Origin of the sequence: Sodalis sp. RH19 (assembly GCF_047324215.1) — a bacterium.
In the GTDB taxonomy this organism is placed as follows: domain Bacteria; phylum Pseudomonadota; class Gammaproteobacteria; order Enterobacterales; family Enterobacteriaceae; genus Acerihabitans.
In genome coordinates, this window is sequence record NZ_CP178734.1 from 3,394,789 (window position 1) to 3,413,553 (window position 18,765).

17 protein-coding genes are annotated in these 18,765 nt (G+C 54.0%); 7 read left to right on the forward strand and 10 right to left on the reverse strand.

Going from position 1 to position 18,765, the window contains the following annotated elements; all coding sequences use genetic code 11:
* The 4 genes from ACL2XF_RS15470 to kbaZ all read right to left on the reverse strand — a co-directional run bounded on the left by ACL2XF_RS15470 (window position 1) and on the right by kbaZ (window position 4,370).
* Window positions 1–969, reverse strand: a complete 969-nt coding sequence (locus ACL2XF_RS15470; RefSeq protein WP_410016340.1) for an N-acetylglucosamine kinase — start codon at window positions 967–969, stop codon at window positions 1–3.
* The gene (locus tag ACL2XF_RS15475) at window positions 966–1,838 is read right to left on the reverse strand and encodes a tagatose bisphosphate family class II aldolase (protein ID WP_410016341.1); all 873 of its coding nucleotides are present in this window, start codon (window positions 1,836–1,838) and stop codon (window positions 966–968) included. The genes ACL2XF_RS15470 and ACL2XF_RS15475 overlap by 4 nt, the downstream gene beginning before the upstream one ends.
* A gap of 71 nt (window positions 1,839–1,909) precedes the next feature.
* Entirely contained in the window at window positions 1,910–3,067 is a 1,158-nt protein-coding gene (locus ACL2XF_RS15480; RefSeq protein WP_410016342.1) for an SIS domain-containing protein, read from the reverse strand.
* A gap of 16 nt (window positions 3,068–3,083) precedes the next feature.
* Window positions 3,084–4,370: a tagatose-bisphosphate aldolase subunit KbaZ gene (kbaZ, locus tag ACL2XF_RS15485; RefSeq protein ID WP_413727119.1), complete on the reverse strand. Its 1,287-nt coding sequence runs from the start codon at window positions 4,368–4,370 to the stop codon at window positions 3,084–3,086.
* Between the two features lie 383 nt (window positions 4,371–4,753).
* On the opposite strand from kbaZ, the gene agaR reads away from it, so the two are divergent.
* Window positions 4,754–5,551, forward strand: coding sequence for a transcriptional repressor AgaR (gene agaR / locus ACL2XF_RS15490; RefSeq protein WP_410016344.1), 798 nt, complete (start codon window positions 4,754–4,756; stop codon window positions 5,549–5,551).
* Between the two features lie 60 nt (window positions 5,552–5,611).
* Here the strand turns inward: agaR and ACL2XF_RS15495 are convergent, their stop codons facing one another.
* From ACL2XF_RS15495 to ACL2XF_RS15510, 4 genes are all read right to left on the reverse strand, one after another.
* Window positions 5,612–6,346, reverse strand: coding sequence for a phosphoadenylyl-sulfate reductase (locus ACL2XF_RS15495; protein WP_410016345.1), 735 nt, complete (start codon window positions 6,344–6,346; stop codon window positions 5,612–5,614).
* 15 nt (window positions 6,347–6,361) lie between these two features.
* Window positions 6,362–8,062 (reverse strand): assimilatory sulfite reductase (NADPH) hemoprotein subunit, encoded by a 1,701-nt coding sequence (gene cysI / locus ACL2XF_RS15500; RefSeq protein ID WP_410016346.1) that lies wholly within the window; start codon window positions 8,060–8,062, stop codon window positions 6,362–6,364.
* Window positions 8,062–9,867 (reverse strand): NADPH-dependent assimilatory sulfite reductase flavoprotein subunit, encoded by a 1,806-nt coding sequence (cysJ, locus tag ACL2XF_RS15505; protein ID WP_413727120.1) that lies wholly within the window; start codon window positions 9,865–9,867, stop codon window positions 8,062–8,064. The genes cysI and cysJ overlap by 1 nt, the downstream gene beginning before the upstream one ends.
* Window positions 9,868–10,023: 156 nt before the next feature.
* Window positions 10,024–10,920, reverse strand: coding sequence for a hypothetical protein (locus ACL2XF_RS15510; protein WP_413727121.1), 897 nt, complete (start codon window positions 10,918–10,920; stop codon window positions 10,024–10,026).
* 108 nt (window positions 10,921–11,028) lie between these two features.
* Here ACL2XF_RS15510 and queD point away from each other — a divergent pair, with 108 nt between their 5' ends.
* The gene (queD, locus tag ACL2XF_RS15515; protein ID WP_410016614.1) at window positions 11,029–11,397 is read left to right on the forward strand and encodes a 6-carboxytetrahydropterin synthase QueD; all 369 of its coding nucleotides are present in this window, start codon (window positions 11,029–11,031) and stop codon (window positions 11,395–11,397) included.
* Between the two features lie 100 nt (window positions 11,398–11,497).
* Here queD and queE read toward each other — a convergent pair whose 3' ends face one another.
* Window positions 11,498–12,169 carry a 7-carboxy-7-deazaguanine synthase QueE gene (queE, locus tag ACL2XF_RS15520; protein WP_410016349.1) on the reverse strand — a complete coding sequence of 224 codons (672 nt, stop codon included), beginning with the start codon at window positions 12,167–12,169 and terminating at the stop codon, window positions 11,498–11,500.
* A 262-nt stretch (window positions 12,170–12,431) separates the two neighbouring features.
* On the opposite strand from queE, the gene ACL2XF_RS15525 reads away from it, so the two are divergent.
* The 5 genes from ACL2XF_RS15525 (at window position 12,432) to ACL2XF_RS15545 (ending at window position 17,294) form a co-directional block, all read left to right on the forward strand.
* Window positions 12,432–13,286, forward strand: coding sequence for a lytic polysaccharide monooxygenase auxiliary activity family 9 protein (locus ACL2XF_RS15525; RefSeq protein ID WP_410016350.1), 855 nt, complete (start codon window positions 12,432–12,434; stop codon window positions 13,284–13,286).
* A gap of 433 nt (window positions 13,287–13,719) precedes the next feature.
* The gene (locus tag ACL2XF_RS15530; RefSeq protein WP_413727122.1) at window positions 13,720–14,508 is read left to right on the forward strand and encodes a lytic polysaccharide monooxygenase auxiliary activity family 9 protein; all 789 of its coding nucleotides are present in this window, start codon (window positions 13,720–13,722) and stop codon (window positions 14,506–14,508) included.
* 53 nt (window positions 14,509–14,561) lie between these two features.
* The gene (locus tag ACL2XF_RS15535; RefSeq protein ID WP_413727123.1) at window positions 14,562–15,287 is read left to right on the forward strand and encodes a lytic polysaccharide monooxygenase auxiliary activity family 9 protein; all 726 of its coding nucleotides are present in this window, start codon (window positions 14,562–14,564) and stop codon (window positions 15,285–15,287) included.
* 205 nt (window positions 15,288–15,492) lie between these two features.
* Window positions 15,493–16,308 (forward strand): lytic polysaccharide monooxygenase, encoded by an 816-nt coding sequence (locus tag ACL2XF_RS15540; RefSeq protein ID WP_413727124.1) that lies wholly within the window; start codon window positions 15,493–15,495, stop codon window positions 16,306–16,308.
* A 191-nt stretch (window positions 16,309–16,499) separates the two neighbouring features.
* Window positions 16,500–17,294 carry a lytic polysaccharide monooxygenase gene (locus tag ACL2XF_RS15545; RefSeq protein ID WP_413727125.1) on the forward strand — a complete coding sequence of 265 codons (795 nt, stop codon included), beginning with the start codon at window positions 16,500–16,502 and terminating at the stop codon, window positions 17,292–17,294.
* Between the two features lie 132 nt (window positions 17,295–17,426).
* On the opposite strand, the gene eno is transcribed toward ACL2XF_RS15545, so the two are convergent.
* On the reverse strand, window positions 17,427–18,728 hold the full coding sequence (gene eno, locus ACL2XF_RS15550; RefSeq protein WP_410016355.1) for a phosphopyruvate hydratase: 1,302 nt from the start codon (window positions 18,726–18,728) through the stop codon (window positions 17,427–17,429).
* Window positions 18,729–18,765 lie beyond the last annotated feature (37 nt).

Sequence of the window (18,765 nt, forward strand, 5' to 3'; positions counted from 1 at the left end):
TTATTCTCCAATTTTAAGCTTATTGAGAACAGCGTTCGCCAAGGGATTACCGCTTATCTTTGCGGCATAAATAGCGGCCCCCATAGAGGGATTATATTTTGGTTGGCATACTAAATAGCTACCGCTGAGATTTGCCAGCTCATGCATAAAAGGATCAAGGATGATATCCCCGCAGTTAAAAACACCGCCGGTAAACGAAACCAGGGTGGTCTCATCAGGTGAGTACGCCAGATCTTTGCGCACCGAATCCACCATCATGGCGAGTTCACGGGCTGCGGTACAAAAAAGTTTATAGCTTTCTTTATCGCCCTCGACCGCCGCTTCATAGGCGACCCTGGCAACCGACGCGATTTTTGTCCGGTCTCCTTGCCATTTATTAAACACCAGATCATTGATATCAAGATCAACATCAATGTGGTATTTGCTTTTAATCAGATCATAGAGAATATCCATTTTCAGCCGATGATCGGACATTTTTGAAAACAAATTGAGGGCATTACAGCCGATCCAATAGGCGCTGCCCTCATCGCTGAACAGCTCCCCCCAACCGCCGCAGCGGGAGGTTTTTCCATTATGCTCGCCATAGGCGATCGAGCCCGTGCCGGAAACGATATTGATGCCGTCCCGGCAGCCAAGGCTTGCCGCCCAGCCGCAAACCATATCGTTATCGCAGCGATATTTTTCCGGGCTAAGCAACACGGCGGGAATCTGATCCAGAAAAGGCACATCCGCCGAGACTTCGCCGTAGGCCGGCAGGCCGAAAAAAGAATAATCAATCATGTCCGGCGCGATCTCGGCGCGCCGGCAGACTTCCGCGATACCGTTGACGATAATGGTTTTGCTGTTTTCGCGGCCGACGTTTAAATAGTAGCAAGTGGAAGCTTCATGCTGCGCCAATATCTCGCCATCCGAGTTTATCAGCACGAAGGCTGTTTTGGTGCCTCCCCCATCAACCCCGAGAAAGATCATGATTCACTCCCGATAGCCAATTTTCCGGCAGAACCGCAAATGCGGATTTTACTGTAAACCACCTCTTTCATGGCATCCATGCCTTCCCGCATGTAAAAGCGGGGATCGTTCGCCTGCGGATTCGCGGCGAAGTATTTTTTTACCGCGCCGGCAAAGGCAATTTTCAATTCAGTCCCGACATTCACTTTGCAGATACCCAGCTTGACGGCGCGGATAATATAGTCATCGGGCACATCGCTGCCGCCGTGTAATACCAGCGGGATGTCAATCCTGCCGTTGATGATAGCCAGCCGCTCAAAATCTATTTTCGGCGTGTCTTTATACAGACCGTGCGCCGTGCCGATAGCGATGGCCAGGCTGTCGATGCCGGTAAGATTAACAAAGTCCACCGCCTCATCCGGGTCGGTAAGAAAGCTCGCGCCGGCGCTGACATTTTTATCATCTTCAATGCCGCCCAGCCTGCCCAGCTCCGCTTCCACGCTACAGTCATATTTATGGCAAAACGTCGTCACCTCCTGCACCAAGGCGACATTGTCGGCAAAATTCAAATGACTGGCGTCAATCATTGCGCTGCGGGCGCCGGCAAAAACTTTATCGCGGATATCGCTAAGGGCCTCATGATGATCCAGATGCAGCGCGATGGGGATATCAAAGGTACCGGCAAAGGATTGGCAAAGGGCGTGCAAATCCTTAAAAGAGATATGTCTGAAGGTACTGGGCGTGCCAGCCAGGATCACCGGCGATTGACGTTCGTGACAGGCCTCGAGCACCGCCTGTATCGTTTCGGCATTATGGATATTAAACGCGGGCACGGCAAAATTCTCAGTTTTTGCCCGTGCCAATAAATATTTTGTGGATACCATACGCATGATTTATACCCTGATTAACGACATTATCTGTCATGTGCTGTATTATTCGGTCACCGCGGCAGCGGGTTAGCTTATTTCTCTATTTCCAGCCTATGAATAACCACACCTTCGACGACTCTGTTTACCACGCCGCTGGGAGAAGGATTATCCGGCGAGGCGCCTGATTGCAGCGATGTCAAATAGGCATATATTTGCGCATAGAGTAAATAACAAAACCCAATATGGGCGTCATCGGCATGAGTGGTCTTTGGCAAATACAGATATTCGCCCTTGCCTATTCCCGGGACAGGACTGTCGGCGATGGCAACCACCCGGCGCGCCACGTTGTCATTCCTTAATTCGGCTAACAGATCCAGATCGTATTTTCTGGTGTAGGGCGAGTTAGAAATAAACACCACGACCAGGGTATTTCCGTCCACGATAGATTTCGGTCCATGGCGGAAACCGGTGGGACTATCAAAAAAGGTGCTGATCTTTCCGGCGGTAAGCTCAAGAATCTTGAGCGCCGATTCCTGCGCGATACCTTGCAATCCACCGCTGCCGAGGTATACCACGCGATGATATTCATCTTGGCCAAATAATGAGGTCGGCCGTTGCAGATATTGCTCAATAATATTTTGGCTATTTTCGATAATGGGCAAAAAGCTGGCAAGGTTATACTGCCTGGGCGCAAATACCGCCAGGCAGGCCAGCATCATGTTACTGACGCTGCTGGTCATGGCAAAGCCGCGATCGTGCGTTTCGGGCGGCGTCAGTAATGACAAGGTATTAGCGCTTTGAGCAAAATTCTGGTGTAACCGGCCGCGTTCATTACAGGTGATGATGAGATGGAAACATTGCCCCAGCATCTGGTTAGCAAGCTCTATTGCCGCCACGCTTTCCGGGCTGTTGCCCGAGCGCCCGAAGGAGACCAGCAGCGTGGGGCAGTTAGCGGACAGGTATTCACGGGGATTACTGACCAGGTCGGTGGTGGCGATGGCCTCTACGCGCAGGTTTAATTTTGGCAGCAGCGCCGGTACCAGGATTTTACCGATAAAAGCCGAAGTTCCGGCGCCGGTGAGGATAATCCGCAGATCTGTACGGGCCAATAAGGGCGTTAAAAAGGTATTGATGCGGTCCCGTTGCTGTTCAATCAGTAATAGGGTTTTGCGCCAGGTCGCCGGCTGCTGCATAATTTCCTGCGCCGTGGCGTGCTCCGGGTGATAAGGTGCTTTTACAGAATCAGTCATTTTTTCGTGCCTTTGATTATTCATGACAGGCTGATGAATATGCTTTAATCACATCGATAATTTTATCGATAATAATATCTTTCGGATTGAGAACTAATTTCCCATCCCTTACTTTGGCGTATTGTTCCGGCAAATACTGATTTAACAACGGCAGCGGAATGACCTGATTCCCCAGGTTTTGCATGAGCTTTTGGCAACTGCGCTGCACCCTGTCATGCGGCCAGTAGTACCTGATGCGATCCGAATAACTATACCGGCGCGATAATCGCTTAGCCTCTTCATCGCCGTGATAATGTTGCTGCCAATACCCGGGCTGCTCTTGCATCACCTGTTCAAGGGTGGCGCGTAATTCAGAGCGGTCCTGGCTGATAATTTCTTCCTCGATGCACTCCAGGGCAAACAACGCTTCGCGCAAAGCGAAGGTTAGCGCGGGGCCCACCTTAAGTATGGCGAAATGATCCCGCACCAGTTGCCGGTAAGCCTGGGGCCGTTGGTAATCGGTGGAATGGGCTTCATAGACCAGATAGGGATAGTCATCAATCATCCGGCTTAACGCGGCGGCAGGCCCGGGTTGGTAATCGATCACCTGGGTATGATCAAATTCCACGCCGGGCTGCACCACCAGCCCTATGACCCGGGGCCAGATGTCCGCCAGACCCTGCCGCGCAAAGGCGTCGCGATGGGCGGTAATTGTGCGCGCCGCGGCCTGCGGCGCAGTGACGTCCAGCTGCCGCAGATTCTCCTGGGCGCCGCCCGGAATCGGCACTTCCGTGCCGATAATGTAGACAATATCCTGGCAGCCGAAGGTATCATGGCAGGTGATTTCAGCCACTTGCGCTAATTGCGCCGAACGCGTTGCGACAATCTCATCGCTCAGGGGTACGGCGTCATCCTGACAGGCCATGCTGCAATCGAGATGGATTTTTTTAAATCCCGCCGCCACATAGGCGGCGATCAGCACTTCCGCTTTGCTCATGGCCTCCGCGGCCGGCAGTCCCTGCCAACGGTTGGGTCCCAGATGATCGCCGCCCAGAATCAGCCGGCCGGCGTCAAAACCTATCGCCGCGGCCTGGTCCATGATGGCGTGATAAAAATCGGCCGGCGTCATGCCGGTATAACCGCCATATTGGTCGACCTGGTTGGACGTCGCTTCCACCAGCAGCAGCGTATTTTCCGCCTGCGCATGCCGCAGGGCGGCTTCAATCACCAGGGGATGCGCCGAACAAACCGCATAGATCCCGACCGGATGGCCTGCTTTATGCCGGGCCAGCAGCGTTTGCAGCGCCGCGCTTTGTGTTTCCATGAGTATTGCCTTTTATATCTTTCGTTGTGTTGTAAAAAGATTACATCATGACCATAAAGAAAGAAAATGAAAGATCAATCTCTGTGATAAAGATCAAAGAATAAGAAAACGAAATGGATAGCTTTACCCTCCCTTTCCTTGAGGTAACGTGCCGCCGGATGGATAAGGCCGGCGTCGGGTCTGGATTCCGTCGTTTCACCGCGGGGATGAAGAAAGGTTAAACAGTCGACATCATCTTGGGGGGTGGCTACAATAGCGTTAATAAGAAAGACATAAGGGAATGAAAGGTTTGGCGGTGATGAAATTAGGCGGATTCCTTTGCGGTTCTATAGCGCAACGGGGCAAATTTCGGCAGTGGAGGTGGTGATGAGGGATGCGATGTGATGAGCCCTGGCAATAGAACGATGACGACCAGCGCGCGGCGCGAGCGGATTGTCAGTCAACTTAAGGCGCAGGGAAGCGTGCAGGTGAATGTGTTGGCGGCGGATTTTAATGTGTCGACGGTGACCATCCGTAACGATCTGTCCTTTCTCGAAAAACAGGGCGTCGCCACCCGCGCTTATGGCGGGGCGATGCTGTCTCCCGCGTCCCCGGCGGAAGCGGAGCGGTCAATCGAAGCCAAGCGTTCGGAAAATGCCACCATCAAGGAGCGCATCGGCAAACTGGCCGCGTCGCTCATCACGCCGGGAAGCACCATTATCCTGGACTCCGGCACCACCACGTATGAAATTGCGCGGCAACTGCATAATCATGAGGAGGTCATCGTGATGACCAACGGCATGAATGTGGCGGAAGCGTTGATTGATGCCCCCGGGGTGGATTTATTAGTGACCGGCGGGCGGCTCAGGCGGCACTCCTTATCATTTTTTGGCGGCCAGGCCGAAATCGCGTTGCAAAACTATCATTTCGATATGCTGTTTTTAGGCGTGGATGGGCTGGACCCCCTGATGGGAGTGACAACGCATAATGAAGATGAAGCCAGGCTGAACCGCTGTATGTGCGATGCCTCGAAAAAAATCATCGTCGTTACCGACTCTTCGAAATTCCATCGCATTAGCCTGCATAAGATTATCAGTATCGAACGGGTGGATAAAATCATCACCGACAATAACATTCCGTCCTCCCTGCTGGATTTTTTCGCCGATAAAGGTATTGACGTCCTCCTCGTCGATGCCGAATAGCCAACGCCGCCGGAAACGTTAAGCCTCCGGCGGCGTTGTTGGTTATCGGCGAAGCCGCTGTTAACCTTCGTGCAGCCCGCACTCGCGCTTGAGGCCGAAAAAGCGCGTTTCTTCCTCGCTCATGCCCGGTTCCCATTTGCGGGTGGTGTGGGTGTCGCCCACCGACAGGTAGCCCTGCTCCCACAAGGGATGGTAGCCAAGATCGTGGGCTTTGAGATACTGGTACACCTGCTTATTGTCCCAATCGATGATCGGCAGCAGTTTAAATACCCCGCGCTGGATGGCCAGCACCGGCAGATGGGCGCGGCTGCCGGACTGCTCGCGGCGCAGCCCCGCCAGCCAGCTTTGCGCTTTCAGCGTGCTTAAAGCGCGGTTCATCGGTTCGACTTTATTGATCTGGTTGTATTTTTCGATCCCCTCCACCCCTTGCTCCCACAGTTTGCCGTAACGGGCCTCCTGCCAGGCGGGGGAAAGTTCCGCGCGGAATACCCGCAGATTGAGGCCCAGCTTGTCGGTCAGCTCATCAATAAACTGATAGGTTTCCGGGAACAGATAGCCGGTATCGGTCAGGATCACCGGGATATCCGGCCGCTGGCGGGTCACCAGATGCAGGCATAACGCGGCCTGGATGCCGAAGCTTGATGACAATACCGTTTCGCCGGGCAGGTTTGCCAGCGCCCAGCCCACCCGCTCTTGCGCCGTCAGGGTTTCAAGCTGACGGTTCGTATCAGCGAGCGCCGCCGTTTGTTCTTCTTTCGGCAACAGGTTCAGTTCGGTCAGGTTCAGGCTGCTCATAGGTGGCCCCTCGGGTTAGTCATAAAAATCCTGGGCTGAGTTAACCACCGGCTTGACGATACCGGCGCGGATAACAAAATCACCATAGGCTTCCTGCGGATGGCGTTCGGCCGCCCAGCGTCCGGCAGTCTGGTCGATAATGGCCAGGATCTCGTCTTCGGTGATGTTTTCCCGGTACATGCGCGGAATACGCTCACCGGCGCGATCGCCGCCCAGATACAGGTTGTAGCGGCCGATGGCTTTGCCGACCAGGCCGATTTCTGCCAGCATCGCGCGGCCGCAGCCGTTTGGACAACCGGTCACCCGCAGGATGATTTCGTCGTTGCCCAGGCCGTGGGCGGACATGATATCCTCCACCTTGGTGACAAACTGCGGTAGGAAGCGCTCAGCCTCGGCCATCGCCAGCGGGCAGGTGGGAAACGCCACGCAGGCCATGGACGCTTTACGCTGCGGGGTGACGCTGTCGTTAATCAGGCCGTACTTGCGCGCCAGGGCTTCGATTTTGGCCTTGTCCCGCGCGGGCACGCCGGCCACGATCAGGTTCTGGTTGGCGGTGAGCCGGAAATCCCCTTTATGGATGCGGGCAATCTCCGCCATGCCGGTTTTAAGCAGCCGATCCGGATAATCCAGGATACGGCCGTTTTCGATAAACAGGGTTAAATGCCAGAGGTTTTCCACGCCTTTCACCCAGCCGAAACGATCGCCTCGCTCGGTAAAGTGATAAGGCCGGATCGGCGCGAAGGATATGCCGGCGCGCCGTTCCACCTCCGCTTTGAAGGTGTCGACCCCGACCCGCTCCAGGGTGTATTTGGTCTTGGCGTTTTTACGGTTGGAACGATTACCCCAGTCGCGCTGGGTGCCCACCACCGCCTCGGCGATGGTCAGGGTATGTTCAAGCGCGATATAACCAAATTCGCTGGCCTTGCGCGGATAGGTGGTATTATCACCGTGAGTCATCGCCAGGCCGCCGCCCACCAGCACGTTAAACCCGACCAGCTGTCCGTTGTCGCTGACGGCGACGAAGTTCAGATCGTTGGCATGCACATCGACGTCGTTTAGCGGCGGCACCACAACCGTGGTCTTGAACTTACGCGGCAGATAGGTAGGCCCCAGGATCGGCTCCTGGTCGGTGGTTTCGCTTTTCTCGCCGTCCAGCCAGATCTCGGCGTAGGCGCGGGTCTTGGGAAGCAAATGTTCGGAGATTTTTTTCGCCCACTCATAGGCCTGCTGATGCAACACCGATTCCACCGGATTGGCGCTGCACAGCACGTTACGATTGACATCCCCCGCCGTGGCGATGGAGTCCAGCCCCAGGCTGTGCAGCAGTTGATGCATTTGCTTCAGGTCGGGTTTGAGCACGCCGTGGAACTGAAAAGTCTGGCGGGTGGTCAGGCGCACGCTGCCGTACAGGGTATGCTCGGCGGCAAACGCCTCGATGCCCAGCCACTGCCGCGGCGTTATGATCCCCCCCGGCAGGCGGCAGCGCAGCATCATATTAATCAGCGGCTCCAGCTTTTGTTCCGTGCGTTCGGCGCGCAAATCGCGATCGTCTTGCTGATACATGCCGTGAAAACGGATCAGCTGGAAATTATCGCCGTTAAAGCCGCCGGTCAGCCCGTCGTGCAAATCTTCGGCGATGGTGCCGCGCAGAAAATTGCTTGCCCCTTTCAGACGTTCATTATCGGATAAGGGGGGAGTAGGTTGTTTTTCACTCATCAGTAGACGTCCCGCTGATAGCGGCGCTCGATGCGCAGCTCGCTTAAAAATTCATCGGCCTGCTCGGTGTCCATGCCACCGTGCTCGGCTACCACGTCCAGTAATGCCTGCTCTACGTCTTTGGCCATATGGTTGGCATCGCCGCAAACATAAATATGCGCCCCCTGCTCGATCCAGCGCCAGACTTCAGCGCCTTTTTGCCGCAGCCGGTCCTGTACATAGATTTTCTCCGGCTGATCCCGCGACCAGGCTAAATCAATCGCGGTCAGCAGGCCCTCTTTTTTGTAGCGCTGCCATTCCACCTGGTAGAGAAAATCGTCGGTAAAATGCGGATTGCCGAAAAACAGCCAGTTCTTGCCGGCGGCGCCATCCGCTTCCCGCTGTTGCATAAACGCGCGGAACGGCGCGATGCCGGTGCCGGGTCCAATCATGATGACCGGCGCGTCGGTATCGGCCGGCAGGCGGAAATTGTTATTGTGCTCGATAAAAATGCGTACCCGATCGTCCTCGGCCAGCCGGTCGGCCAGATAGCCGGTGGCGCCGCCGGTGCGCGGCCTGCCATCCACCTCATAACGCACCACGCCCACCGTGATATGCACCTCGTCGCTGACCTCCGCCTGCGACGAGGCGATGGAATACAGCCGCGGCGTTAGCGGACGCAACAGCGCCAGCAGCTGATCCGCGCCCAGTTCCACCGGCGCCTGGCGCACCATATCCACGATCGGCGTCGATTGGGCGTACCGCTGCAGGCGTTCCTTGTCCGCCGTCAGCGCCAGCAGCGCCTCGTCGCGGGCCATGGCGGCATACTCCCCGACGATAAGGGTGGTGTTCTGGGTCAGTTCATAATGAACGCGCAGCGCATCGGCAAGGGATAAGGTTTGCCCTTCCACCGTCACCGTTTGTCCGCCGTCCAGCCATAGCAGCGTCAAGAGTTCGTCCACCAGCGCCGGGTCGTTTTCATACCAGACGCCCAGGGCGTCTCCCGGCTGGTAACGCAGGCCGGAGTCGCCGAGATCGATTTCGATATGGCGCACGTCTTTCAGCGAGCTGCGGCTGGTAATTTTTTGCGACGCCGCAATGGCGGCCACCAGCGGCTGTTCTTTGGTATAAGGCGTGGAATCGACTTCATCTACCGCGCCGCTGAGGGTTATCTCGTGCCGGGCCGCGCTTTCCTGCGGCACCCGCGCTTTCAGCAGCGCCACGATATCCCGGCGCCAGGCTTGCGCCACCGGCTGATATTCAACATCGGCGTCAACCCTGTCCAGCAGGCGCTGGGCGCCGAGCTCGGCCAGACGCGCGTCAAAATCCTTGCCTATCTTGGCAAAGTGCTCATAGGACGTATCGCCGAGGCCCAATACCGCAAAGCGCGTATCGGCAAGCCGGGGGGCTTTTTTCGAAAACAAGTATTTATACAGCGCCACCGCCTCTTCCGGCGGATCGCCCTCGCCCTGGGTGGAGGCGACGATCACCAGCAGCTTTTCCTGGGCGATGTGTTTAAATTTATAATCGCCGGCGTTTACCAGGGTGACATCCAGTTTGGCGGCGATCAAATCGTCGCGCAGCTGTTCCGCCACACGCCGGGCGTTGCCGGTTTGCGACGCGGACAGCAGCGTAATGGCGTGCGCCTGCGTCGGCGCGGGCGCAGGAGGGGTACCGGCGACGGGCGTCTGGTTGACCTGCCCCCAAAAATAACCGGATACCCAGGCCATCTGCAGCGGCGAAAAATCACCGGTTGCAGCCTGCAGGCGGGCGAGTTGTTCCGGATTCAGCGGGAGCAAAGAAGTTGGTGGGGCCTGAGTCGTCATTGCTGTTCGAATTTCCTTGTGCGTACCAGTAGGGCCGGGCGTGTATTAAGGGATCACCAGAGTTTGTAAGGTTACTCAGTGCGACGCAATCAATAAAGGATGCGATGGCAATAATAAATAACTAAATAGCCTAAAGAGTTATTTCGGTAAAACTTATTACTTAAACTGGTTAAGAAAGCGGGCCGCCTCATCCACCAGCAACGGACTTTGATGCCCGGCGCCGGATACGCTGATAAATTGCCAGTGAAACGGCATCTTCTGCTGTTCCGCCAGGGATTGCGCACGCCGGAAATACCAGCCGGCGCGTTCAAGCCGGTTCTTTCCCTGCGCCTGGGCCTGCGGGGTGTTACGCATCGCGGTGCGCCGGGTGCGCCTATCCTGCTCTCCGACCATGATAAGCGTCGGCCGGGCAAAGAAGCGGGCTTCCTGGGCGGCATCCAGGGTAAAAGGCGCGCGCGCCAGCCCGTAGGGCCAGGACCGGCGCGGATCCGGCGGCGTCCACCAGCCGGCCGAGGCGCAGACCACCGCCCTGGCCGGCATATCCGGCAGCGCCATCAGCATCCGGTGGACAAACTGGCAGCCGGCGCTATGGCCGTACAACAGATAGTCGCTGCGGCGCGTAATGCCCTCGCGCCGCAGCGCGTTGAAAACATCGCCAATACGGGAATAGGACCATTGCGCTGCCGGGAGGACCGCAGGACCCGCCGCGGTATTGCCCAACATATAGCCCCGCGCGCCGGGATAACGCGTGCCGGGGAATTCGGGCGCTATAATCAGGAAATGGTAATGATTGGCCGCGGCGATCCATTGATCCCGCGCCTGGGCGCCGTCGCGTTTGACCCCGTGCAGCACCATGACCACCGGCATATCGCGCGCATCGGCCATCGGACGATAGAGATAGACCCTCATCGCGCCGTCGGCCGTGGGTATGGCGAGCGTTTCTCCCCCGGCGGCGCTGACGCGGCACGCGCACGCCGTCAGGGCGCATAACAGCCACAGCCCGGCGGTTCGCCGCGGCGAGAGGAATAAAAGCAAGGATTCGACCGCGTTCATGGTGTTTTGATGGCCCCTTAGCCAACTTATTACGGGTTGGCGGCACATAACATAGAATCATAAGCCGCATTTCGGTACCATGCAGCGTTTGTTTTGACAAGAGGCCCTATAGTGGTAACCACGTTATTTAAAGAATTTACTTTTGAGGCGGCGCACCGTTTGCCGCATGTGCCCGACGGTCATAAATGCGGGCGTTTGCACGGCCATTCGTTTATGGTGCGCGTGGAAATCACCGGTGAAGTGGATCCGTTCACTGGCTGGGTGATCGACTTCGCCGAGCTCAAGGCGCTGTTTCGGCCGATCCTCGACCAGCTTGACCATTATTATCTTAATGATATCCCCGGCCTGGAAAACCCCACCAGCGAAGTACTGGCCCACTGGATTTGGCAACAGCTTAAACCCCGCCTGCCCCTGCTGAGCGGCATCATGGTGAAAGAAACCTGTACCGCCGGCTGCATCTATCGCGGCGATCAATAACAGGCTCCGGCATCCGCCTGGCAAAGTCGCGCTATCGGCGGCGCGCCGGATAACGGCTTAGCCCCCGGCGGTGCCGGCCCGGGCCTGTCGTTTCACCGGATCAGGCGATATTCAGGTATTTGTGGGTTTGCATGGACAGGCGCCAGTTGCGGGCGATGCAGGTGGCGATGCACAATTTCGTGGCGGCGTCCTGCCGGCTGACGGGCTGCAGGGCGATAATACGCGGTTTATCGTCTTCAAGTGTGGCCAGCAGCGCATCAAGCTGTTCGATATCCCGCTCCCGCGCCACCGGATGTTTAATCTCATCGGCGCGTTCCAGCGCCTGGGGCAGAATCGCCATACCGCCGCGCATGCCCACTTTAGGCGACACCGTTACCCAGGTCTGGCTGGTGCAACGCACCTCGTGGGTACCGCTGGTTTCAATCTGGCAGCTGAACCCCTGCTGTTCCAGCACCTGCGTCAGCGTATACAGGTCGTGGATGCACGGCTCGCCGCCGGTAATCACCACATGCCGCGCGGTATAGCCCTGTTGTTCAATCATCGCCAGCAGTTCCTCCGGCGTAACCGTGGCCCAGCGGTCGCTGTCGGCGGTTTTTAACGTAATGTCCCCCAGAGGGGCCTCCCGAAGCGGGTCCATTTCCCAGGTATGTTTGGTATCGCACCAGCTGCAGCCCACAGGGCAACCCTGCAGGCGGATAAATATCGCCGGCACGCCGGTAAAATAGCCTTCGCCCTGAAGCGTCTGGAAAATCTCGTTAAGCGGGTACTGCATGATGTTCTCGATTAATTGCCTAGCTATAAGGGCGGTGATTATTACATTTTAGCTGAAGCAGACCAAATTTCTCTTGCCGGCGGCACAATACCTAATGTTTCCTCACTGCCGCGTTACCCCCACAAAAGGCAACTGGCAATAAAAACCATTCCCCGGCGTCATCACACCCCGCTCGCGCGCGTTCAACGATACTGCCCTGTATCAGAGGTAAGTCCGCGGATGCCATTCCGCTTTTCTTTTTGAGACCTAACAGGAGCCAGATATGGGCACTTATGATAACGAAAGACCAGATAATTATCCTGATCAACGCGAGCATGAGAATGACTACGCCAATTACCCTCGGAATGAGGACGGTTACCGGGATCCCCATCATTATGGGCACGGCGGCCACGTCCCTCACCGGGGAGGAAGCGGCTGTCATGACTATCCGCCTCCGCTTTGCCAGCAGGATTTCCCGCGCGATAACTGTTACAGCTACATTGATAAAAACTATTACCGGGAAGTCGAGGCGCGCCACGGACGCGTGATAAACCCGCCATCACGCGCCCAGTTTCTGGTCAATGAGGGTTTGTTGGCGGCCTGGGAAGCCAATGAAATGGAAGGGGGCAAAAACTTTCCCGCCACCACAGGCGGAACACCTCCCCCACCGTTTCAAACCGATGCCTGGGGCGCCGCGCCGCCGCCTGATGGCTTTATCATCAGCGGCGGCAGGACCGGTAACCGTAATAGGGTCAATTTTACCGATGCCGAGCTAAACCAACTGGCGCCCCGGTTTGCCGGCTGGCCCAGGCTACGGGTAGCGCCGGGCCAGCGATTTAATGTGGAATGGTTTTATCAACAGGCGCATGTCACCCGGGGCTATCGCTGGTTTATCACCCGTGACGGCTGGAACCCCAATCAGCGTATTACCCGCGAGCAGCTCGAATCAAGACCCTTCTATGAGGATATCAGTCCGCTGGTTCCCTTCAATAATTTTCGTGACCAGTTGATCCCGCGGGTTTTTCATAGCGCCCCGATACCGTTTAACAAAAGAGGTCATCACATTATTGTCATGGTGTGGGTAACTGCCGATTCGCCGAACGGATTCTATCAGGGTTTTGATGTGGATATAGGTTAAGCCAAATAAACACTCCGCCGCTGGCCGATGGCGCTGCGGCGGCATATTAATATTACCAATCAGATCAGCACCAGGATCGCAGCAACTCTGCAATTAATTATACAGGCTATAATCCCAAACCGACCGCGTATGGATATTGATAATGGCTTTTATCAGGCCTTTGATGTGGATATTAATCAAATTAAATGCGCAACGAAATTATGTCCTGCCGCCGTCTATATCAACCGGGCGCGGGATTAACGTTATTTACGCTCATTCCAATGTTGAGCCGAGAGGGTTATCAAGCATAAAAGGCATTTGGCAACAAAAAACATTCATGATTGCAATCACATATTAAGCATGAACCGTCAATCACAATGACCGTGTAATAATTTGGAAAATGGTACGGCCCTACTATTTCTAAATATATTACTTTTCATTTCAGGAGTTAACTATGAGCCATATAGATTATAATCAAGATCCCAATCGCCCTGATGCCTATCGCAACGCCGATCACAATTCGGTTGAAAATTACCGCCCTGACTGTCCGCAACAGCCGCCTCATCCTTATCCCGTCAAACCACCCTGTGGCGGTATTTATCCGGAGCCCTACCCTTTTTACCAGCCGCTCGACCCGCTAACCGGTCGCGTAGTGTCGCCGGCTTCACGCGCCCAAATTCTTCTGAATGTGAACGGCTTGGAATTCTTTACGGTAAATCAAACCACCGGTGGCAAAAATTTTCCCAACTTATTTGGTGGGCAAGTACCCTTTCCGTTTCAGGAGGATGTTGAAAGCGCAACGCCTCCCCCGGATAATTTTATACTTAGTGGCGGTCATCTTGATCAGCGCGGTAGAATTAATTTCACCGATGCGGAATTTTCTAATTTTCGCCCTCAGTTTACGGAATGGCCAAGACTGCGTGTAAATCCCGCTGAGGTATTGCGCATCCAATGGCTGATAGATGCCCCTCGAATTACTCGTGGTTACCGTGCTTTTATTACCAGAGATAACTGGGTGCAAAATGTTCGCTTAACGCGAGCGCAGATTGAACCCGCCCCATTCTTTGATGAAATAAATCAGGCGAGCCCCTGGTTTGCTCATCAGGGTAGTCTACCGCCACGTTTAACATTTGATATGTCGTTACCTTTTAACAAACGAGGCCATCACGTCATCCTATTGCTTTGGCTCGTTGCCGATCAACCCTTTGCCTTTTATCAGGCATTTGATGTTGATTTTGGCTAATGTAACCGGCTTATTACATTTTTTCCCAATTACCTGATAACAAGGAACCCATCATGAGTTATATAGACAATAATCAACTTCCCTACCGGCCTGATCACTGTCAGGGTGGAGATTACCGGCAGAATTATGGCTATCCTCCTCCCTACCCTTTTTACGAGCCAATCGATCCGCAAAGCGGTCGCGTGGTATCACCGGCTTCGCGCGCGGTGATTATGCTCAATAATGGGTATTTACCACCGTTCCTGGTTGATGAAATGACCGGGGGTAAAAATTTCCCTGACTTATTTGCCGGCCCGGTACTTTTCCCTTTCCACACAGATATAGAAAGTTCAAATCCCCCGCCTGATGGACGGATCGTCAGCGGCGGTAATGGGGACGCACGCGATATCGTCAATGCCACAGATGAGGAATTACGTGTCCTGACTGGCGGCAATTTCAACCAATGGCCCAGATTACGGGTTAACCCGGCGCAATCCTTGACCATTCAGTGGGTGAACACCATACCCAGAGTCACCAGGGGGTATCGTGCGTTTATCACACGTGATAATTGGGATTCCAGAGTTCGCATTGCGCGTAATCAGCTGGAGCCCATTCCGTTCTTCAATACGCTCAATCAGGGAGTTCCCTGGCAGGAGCACCTAGGCGATTTACAACCTCGAATAACGTTGCCTTTAGTGCTCCCCTTTAACAAAAGGGGTCATCATGTCATTATTTTACTCTGGCTGGTAGCCAATCAGCCTATTGCTATCTATCAGGCGTTTGACGTCGATTTCGGTTAGGTTATCCATTACTGGAACAAAGGTCCAGCTGCGGAAATATCTGCCTATAGCTGGGCCGGAACTATTGCTCATTTACCCTATTATATCCCATATTTTTAAAAGATCTTGTTCACTGTCTATTCGATGATATTTAAACTGGCAGCAAAATTCTTAAATATCAAAACAACATATATTTATACCGATTCCGCTTTATCAGGAGTAAATCATGAATAAAAATTATACCCTTAAAGATCATTTATCGAAAGTTAATCCTAACGACAATTACTCAAGGGACTATCGCAACAGTTGTAACTGGCGCGATGGTTATTCTTTATCACCTTACTGGGATCAGTCCAATAATATTCGCTATAACAACAGAGGCTGTTGTATAAACTCGACAGTCGACGATACGCCAGTGCCACCCTTGCCTATCGTTACTCCGGCTTCGCGTGCGCAAACCCTGGTCGATTTAGGCAGGCTTAGCCCCCTGCAAGTCAATACAGCAACCGGCGGAAAAAATTTCCCAGATCTCAATGGCGGAGCTGTTTTTTGGCCTTTCCAGGATGATGTCTGGAGTGCAACTCCGCCCGAGGATGGCTTTATTCTCAGTGGCGGCCAAAGTGGGGAGATTAGTGCAGTAAATTTTACCGATAATCAAATCGCCATCTTCACCTTGTTCGCTATTCGTCAATGGCCCAGGATACGGTTGAGCGCCGGTCAGATATTAAACATAGAATGGCTTTACGATAGGCGACGGCTCACCAGAGGCTATCGGGCGTTTATTACCCGCGACGACTGGAATCCCAATGCCCGTATTACGCGAGCTCAGTTGGAGCTGCGTCCGTTTTGGGAGAATATTAACCAAGAGTTCCCCTTTTGGCAGTTCCCGGCGCAGTTACAACCAAGAACGCATCATTCAATTCCCATTCCCTTCAATAAAACAGGGCATCATGTCATCGTCTTATTATGGCTTATAGCTGATTTTGAAGATGCCGTTTATCAGGCTTTCGATATTGATATTGATTCAAACACTGCATATTAACATGGAAATAAGACCTGCAATTTAAAAACAATTACCGGGTTTCATCATACATATAAAAGTAAATTACTTATACAGATAACCATAGAAATTTTTGCTATCAGATTTTTCAACTTAATGTAAAAGATCATTCATTTCGCTGACGCGTACACTAATAATAAGATTTTCCGTTGCGAGTAAATCTGGAGACACTTATGTACCATAAAGCAAAAACAGTTGACCCACCTAAAAAAAATTCAAATATTAAATGTTTTTATAGGGTGAATCATATCGGTAATGGCCATCGTCTCTTTAACCCACCCGATGCCCATTGTCAGCGAGATAAAATCCAGCGCGCCGAGTGCCCGCTATGTTCCGGCGAATCAAACGTTGATTATGGGGCCCGCCTTGGCCGCTTGACGGTCCCACCCTCACGCGCCCAGTTTCTTGCCAATCAGGGATATCTTGAAGTCTGGTTTGCCGAAGCCATAACCGGGGGCAAAAATTTTCCCGACCGGTTCCCGGGGCCTGTTCGCCAACCATTTCAGGATGATGTAGAAAGCTCAACGCCACCCTCTGACTTTTACATCCTTAGCGGTGGTCACCAGGATAGGCGGGGCCTGGTGTCTTTGGACGACCAGGATATGACTTTCTATTTAGGCATTCCCTTTACCTGGCCCAGGATCAGGGTAAACCGCGGTCAGGAATTATATGTAGAATGGTTATATTACGTCCTGCGCGCCACCAGGGGCTATCGGGCGTTTATCACCAAGGATGATTGGTCGCAACGATGGCCTTATTCTCGCGACCAGTTTGAACCGGTGCCGTTCTGGGAAATGCTGAACCCGCAAACCCCCTACTGGCAGCACGCGGCGGCATTAAAACCAAGAGATAACATGCTTATTCCACTGCCATGGAATAAAAGCGGTTACCATGTCATTCTTTTATTATGGCTAACTACTGACACATACTATGCCGTCTATCAGGCGCTAGATGTGGATTTCGGCTGAATCCCTATTAAACGACAAGAAAAAGCCCCATCTTTACGATGGGGCTTTTGAAGATGCGAAAAGTGATAAAAACATCATCCGCATTTCCTGTCAGCATGCCGGCAAACGACGCACTGAGTCGGGAATGGGCAATTATGCCTGGCCTTTCACTTCTTTCAGACCGTTGAACGGTGCGCGTGCGCCCAGGGCTTCTTCGATGCGAATCAGCTGGTTGTACTTGGCAACGCGGTCGGAACGGCTCATGGAACCGGTCTTGATTTGACCCGCGGCGGTGCCCACGGCCAGATCGGCAATGGTGGCGTCTTCGGTTTCGCCGGAACGGTGAGAGATGATGGTGGTGTAACCGGCATCTTTCGCCATTTTGATCGCCGCCAGGGTTTCGGTCAACGAACCGATCTGGTTGAACTTGATCAGGATGGAGTTGGCGATGCCTTTATCGATACCTTCTTTCAGGATCTTGGTATTGGTCACGAACAGGTCATCACCGACCAGCTGGATTTTGTCGCCCAGCACTTTGGTCTGGTAGGCAAAGCCGTCCCAATCCGATTCGTCCAGGCCATCTTCGATGGAGACGATCGGGTAGGTCTTGGTCAGGCCTTCCAGGTAGTGGGTGAACTCTTCGGAGGTGAAGGATTTGCCTTCGCCTTTCAGTTCGTATTTACCGGTTTCCTTGCTGTAGAATTCAGACGCGGCGCAGTCCATGGCCAGGGTGATATCTTTACCCAGCACATAACCGGCTTTTTCCACGGCTTCCTTGATGGCGGCCAGGGCGGCGGAGTTGGATTCCAGGTTCGGCGCGTAGCCGCCTTCGTCGCCAACGGCGGTATTCAGGCCCTTGGCCTTCAGCACTTTCGCCAGGTTATGGAACACTTCAGAACCCATGCGAATCGCTTCCTTGACGGTTTTAGCGCCAACCGGCTGGATCATGAATTCCTGGATGTCGACGTTGTTGTCGGCATGTTCGCCGCCGTTGATGATGTTCATCATCGGCAACGGCATGGAGAACTTGCCGGCGGTGCCGTTCAGTTCAGCGATGTGTTCGTACAAAGGCATGCCTTTGGACGCGGCGGCGGCCTTGGCCGCAGCCAGGGAAACTGCCAGGATGGCGTTGGCGCCAAATTTGGATTTGTTTTCCGTGCCGTCCAGATCGATCATGATCTTGTCGATATTGGCCTGGTCTTTCGCGTCTTTGCCCAGCACCGCTTCAGCGATGGGACCGTTAACCGCGGCAACCGCCTTGGTCACGCCTTTACCCAGAAAACGCGATTTGTCGCCGTCACGCAGTTCAAGCGCTTCGCGCGAACCGGTGGAAGCACCTGACGGCGCAGCGGCCAAACCTACAAAACCACCTTCCAGATGCACTTCTGCTTCTACAGTCGGATTGCCGCGTGAATCGATGATTTCACGGCCGATGACTTTAACAATTTTGGACATTTAGTATTTCCTCAGTACAAGTTAAAACAAAATTCCT

Coding starts and splice junctions, on each gene's coding strand:
- ACL2XF_RS15535 (WP_413727123.1), top strand. CDS start 14,562: ATGAGTTATATAGACAATAATCAACTTCCCTACCGGCCTGATCACTGT.
- agaR (WP_410016344.1), top strand. CDS start 4,754: ATGAGCCCTGGCAATAGAACGATGACGACCAGCGCGCGGCGCGAGCGG.
- ACL2XF_RS15475 (WP_410016341.1), bottom strand. CDS start 1,838: ATGCGTATGGTATCCACAAAATATTTATTGGCACGGGCAAAAACTGAG.
- eno (WP_410016355.1), bottom strand. CDS start 18,728: ATGTCCAAAATTGTTAAAGTCATCGGCCGTGAAATCATCGATTCACGC.
- queE (WP_410016349.1), bottom strand. CDS start 12,169: ATGCAGTACCCGCTTAACGAGATTTTCCAGACGCTTCAGGGCGAAGGC.
- ACL2XF_RS15510 (WP_413727121.1), bottom strand. CDS start 10,920: ATGAACGCGGTCGAATCCTTGCTTTTATTCCTCTCGCCGCGGCGAACC.
- ACL2XF_RS15545 (WP_413727125.1), top strand. CDS start 16,500: ATGTACCATAAAGCAAAAACAGTTGACCCACCTAAAAAAAATTCAAAT.
- cysI (WP_410016346.1), bottom strand. CDS start 8,062: ATGAGTGAAAAACAACCTACTCCCCCCTTATCCGATAATGAACGTCTG.
- ACL2XF_RS15525 (WP_410016350.1), top strand. CDS start 12,432: ATGGGCACTTATGATAACGAAAGACCAGATAATTATCCTGATCAACGC.
- ACL2XF_RS15530 (WP_413727122.1), top strand. CDS start 13,720: ATGAGCCATATAGATTATAATCAAGATCCCAATCGCCCTGATGCCTAT.
- ACL2XF_RS15495 (WP_410016345.1), bottom strand. CDS start 6,346: ATGAGCAGCCTGAACCTGACCGAACTGAACCTGTTGCCGAAAGAAGAA.
- ACL2XF_RS15470 (WP_410016340.1), bottom strand. CDS start 969: ATGATCTTTCTCGGGGTTGATGGGGGAGGCACCAAAACAGCCTTCGTG.
- ACL2XF_RS15540 (WP_413727124.1), top strand. CDS start 15,493: ATGAATAAAAATTATACCCTTAAAGATCATTTATCGAAAGTTAATCCT.
- cysJ (WP_413727120.1), bottom strand. CDS start 9,867: ATGACGACTCAGGCCCCACCAACTTCTTTGCTCCCGCTGAATCCGGAA.
- kbaZ (WP_413727119.1), bottom strand. CDS start 4,370: ATGGAAACACAAAGCGCGGCGCTGCAAACGCTGCTGGCCCGGCATAAA.
- ACL2XF_RS15480 (WP_410016342.1), bottom strand. CDS start 3,067: ATGACTGATTCTGTAAAAGCACCTTATCACCCGGAGCACGCCACGGCG.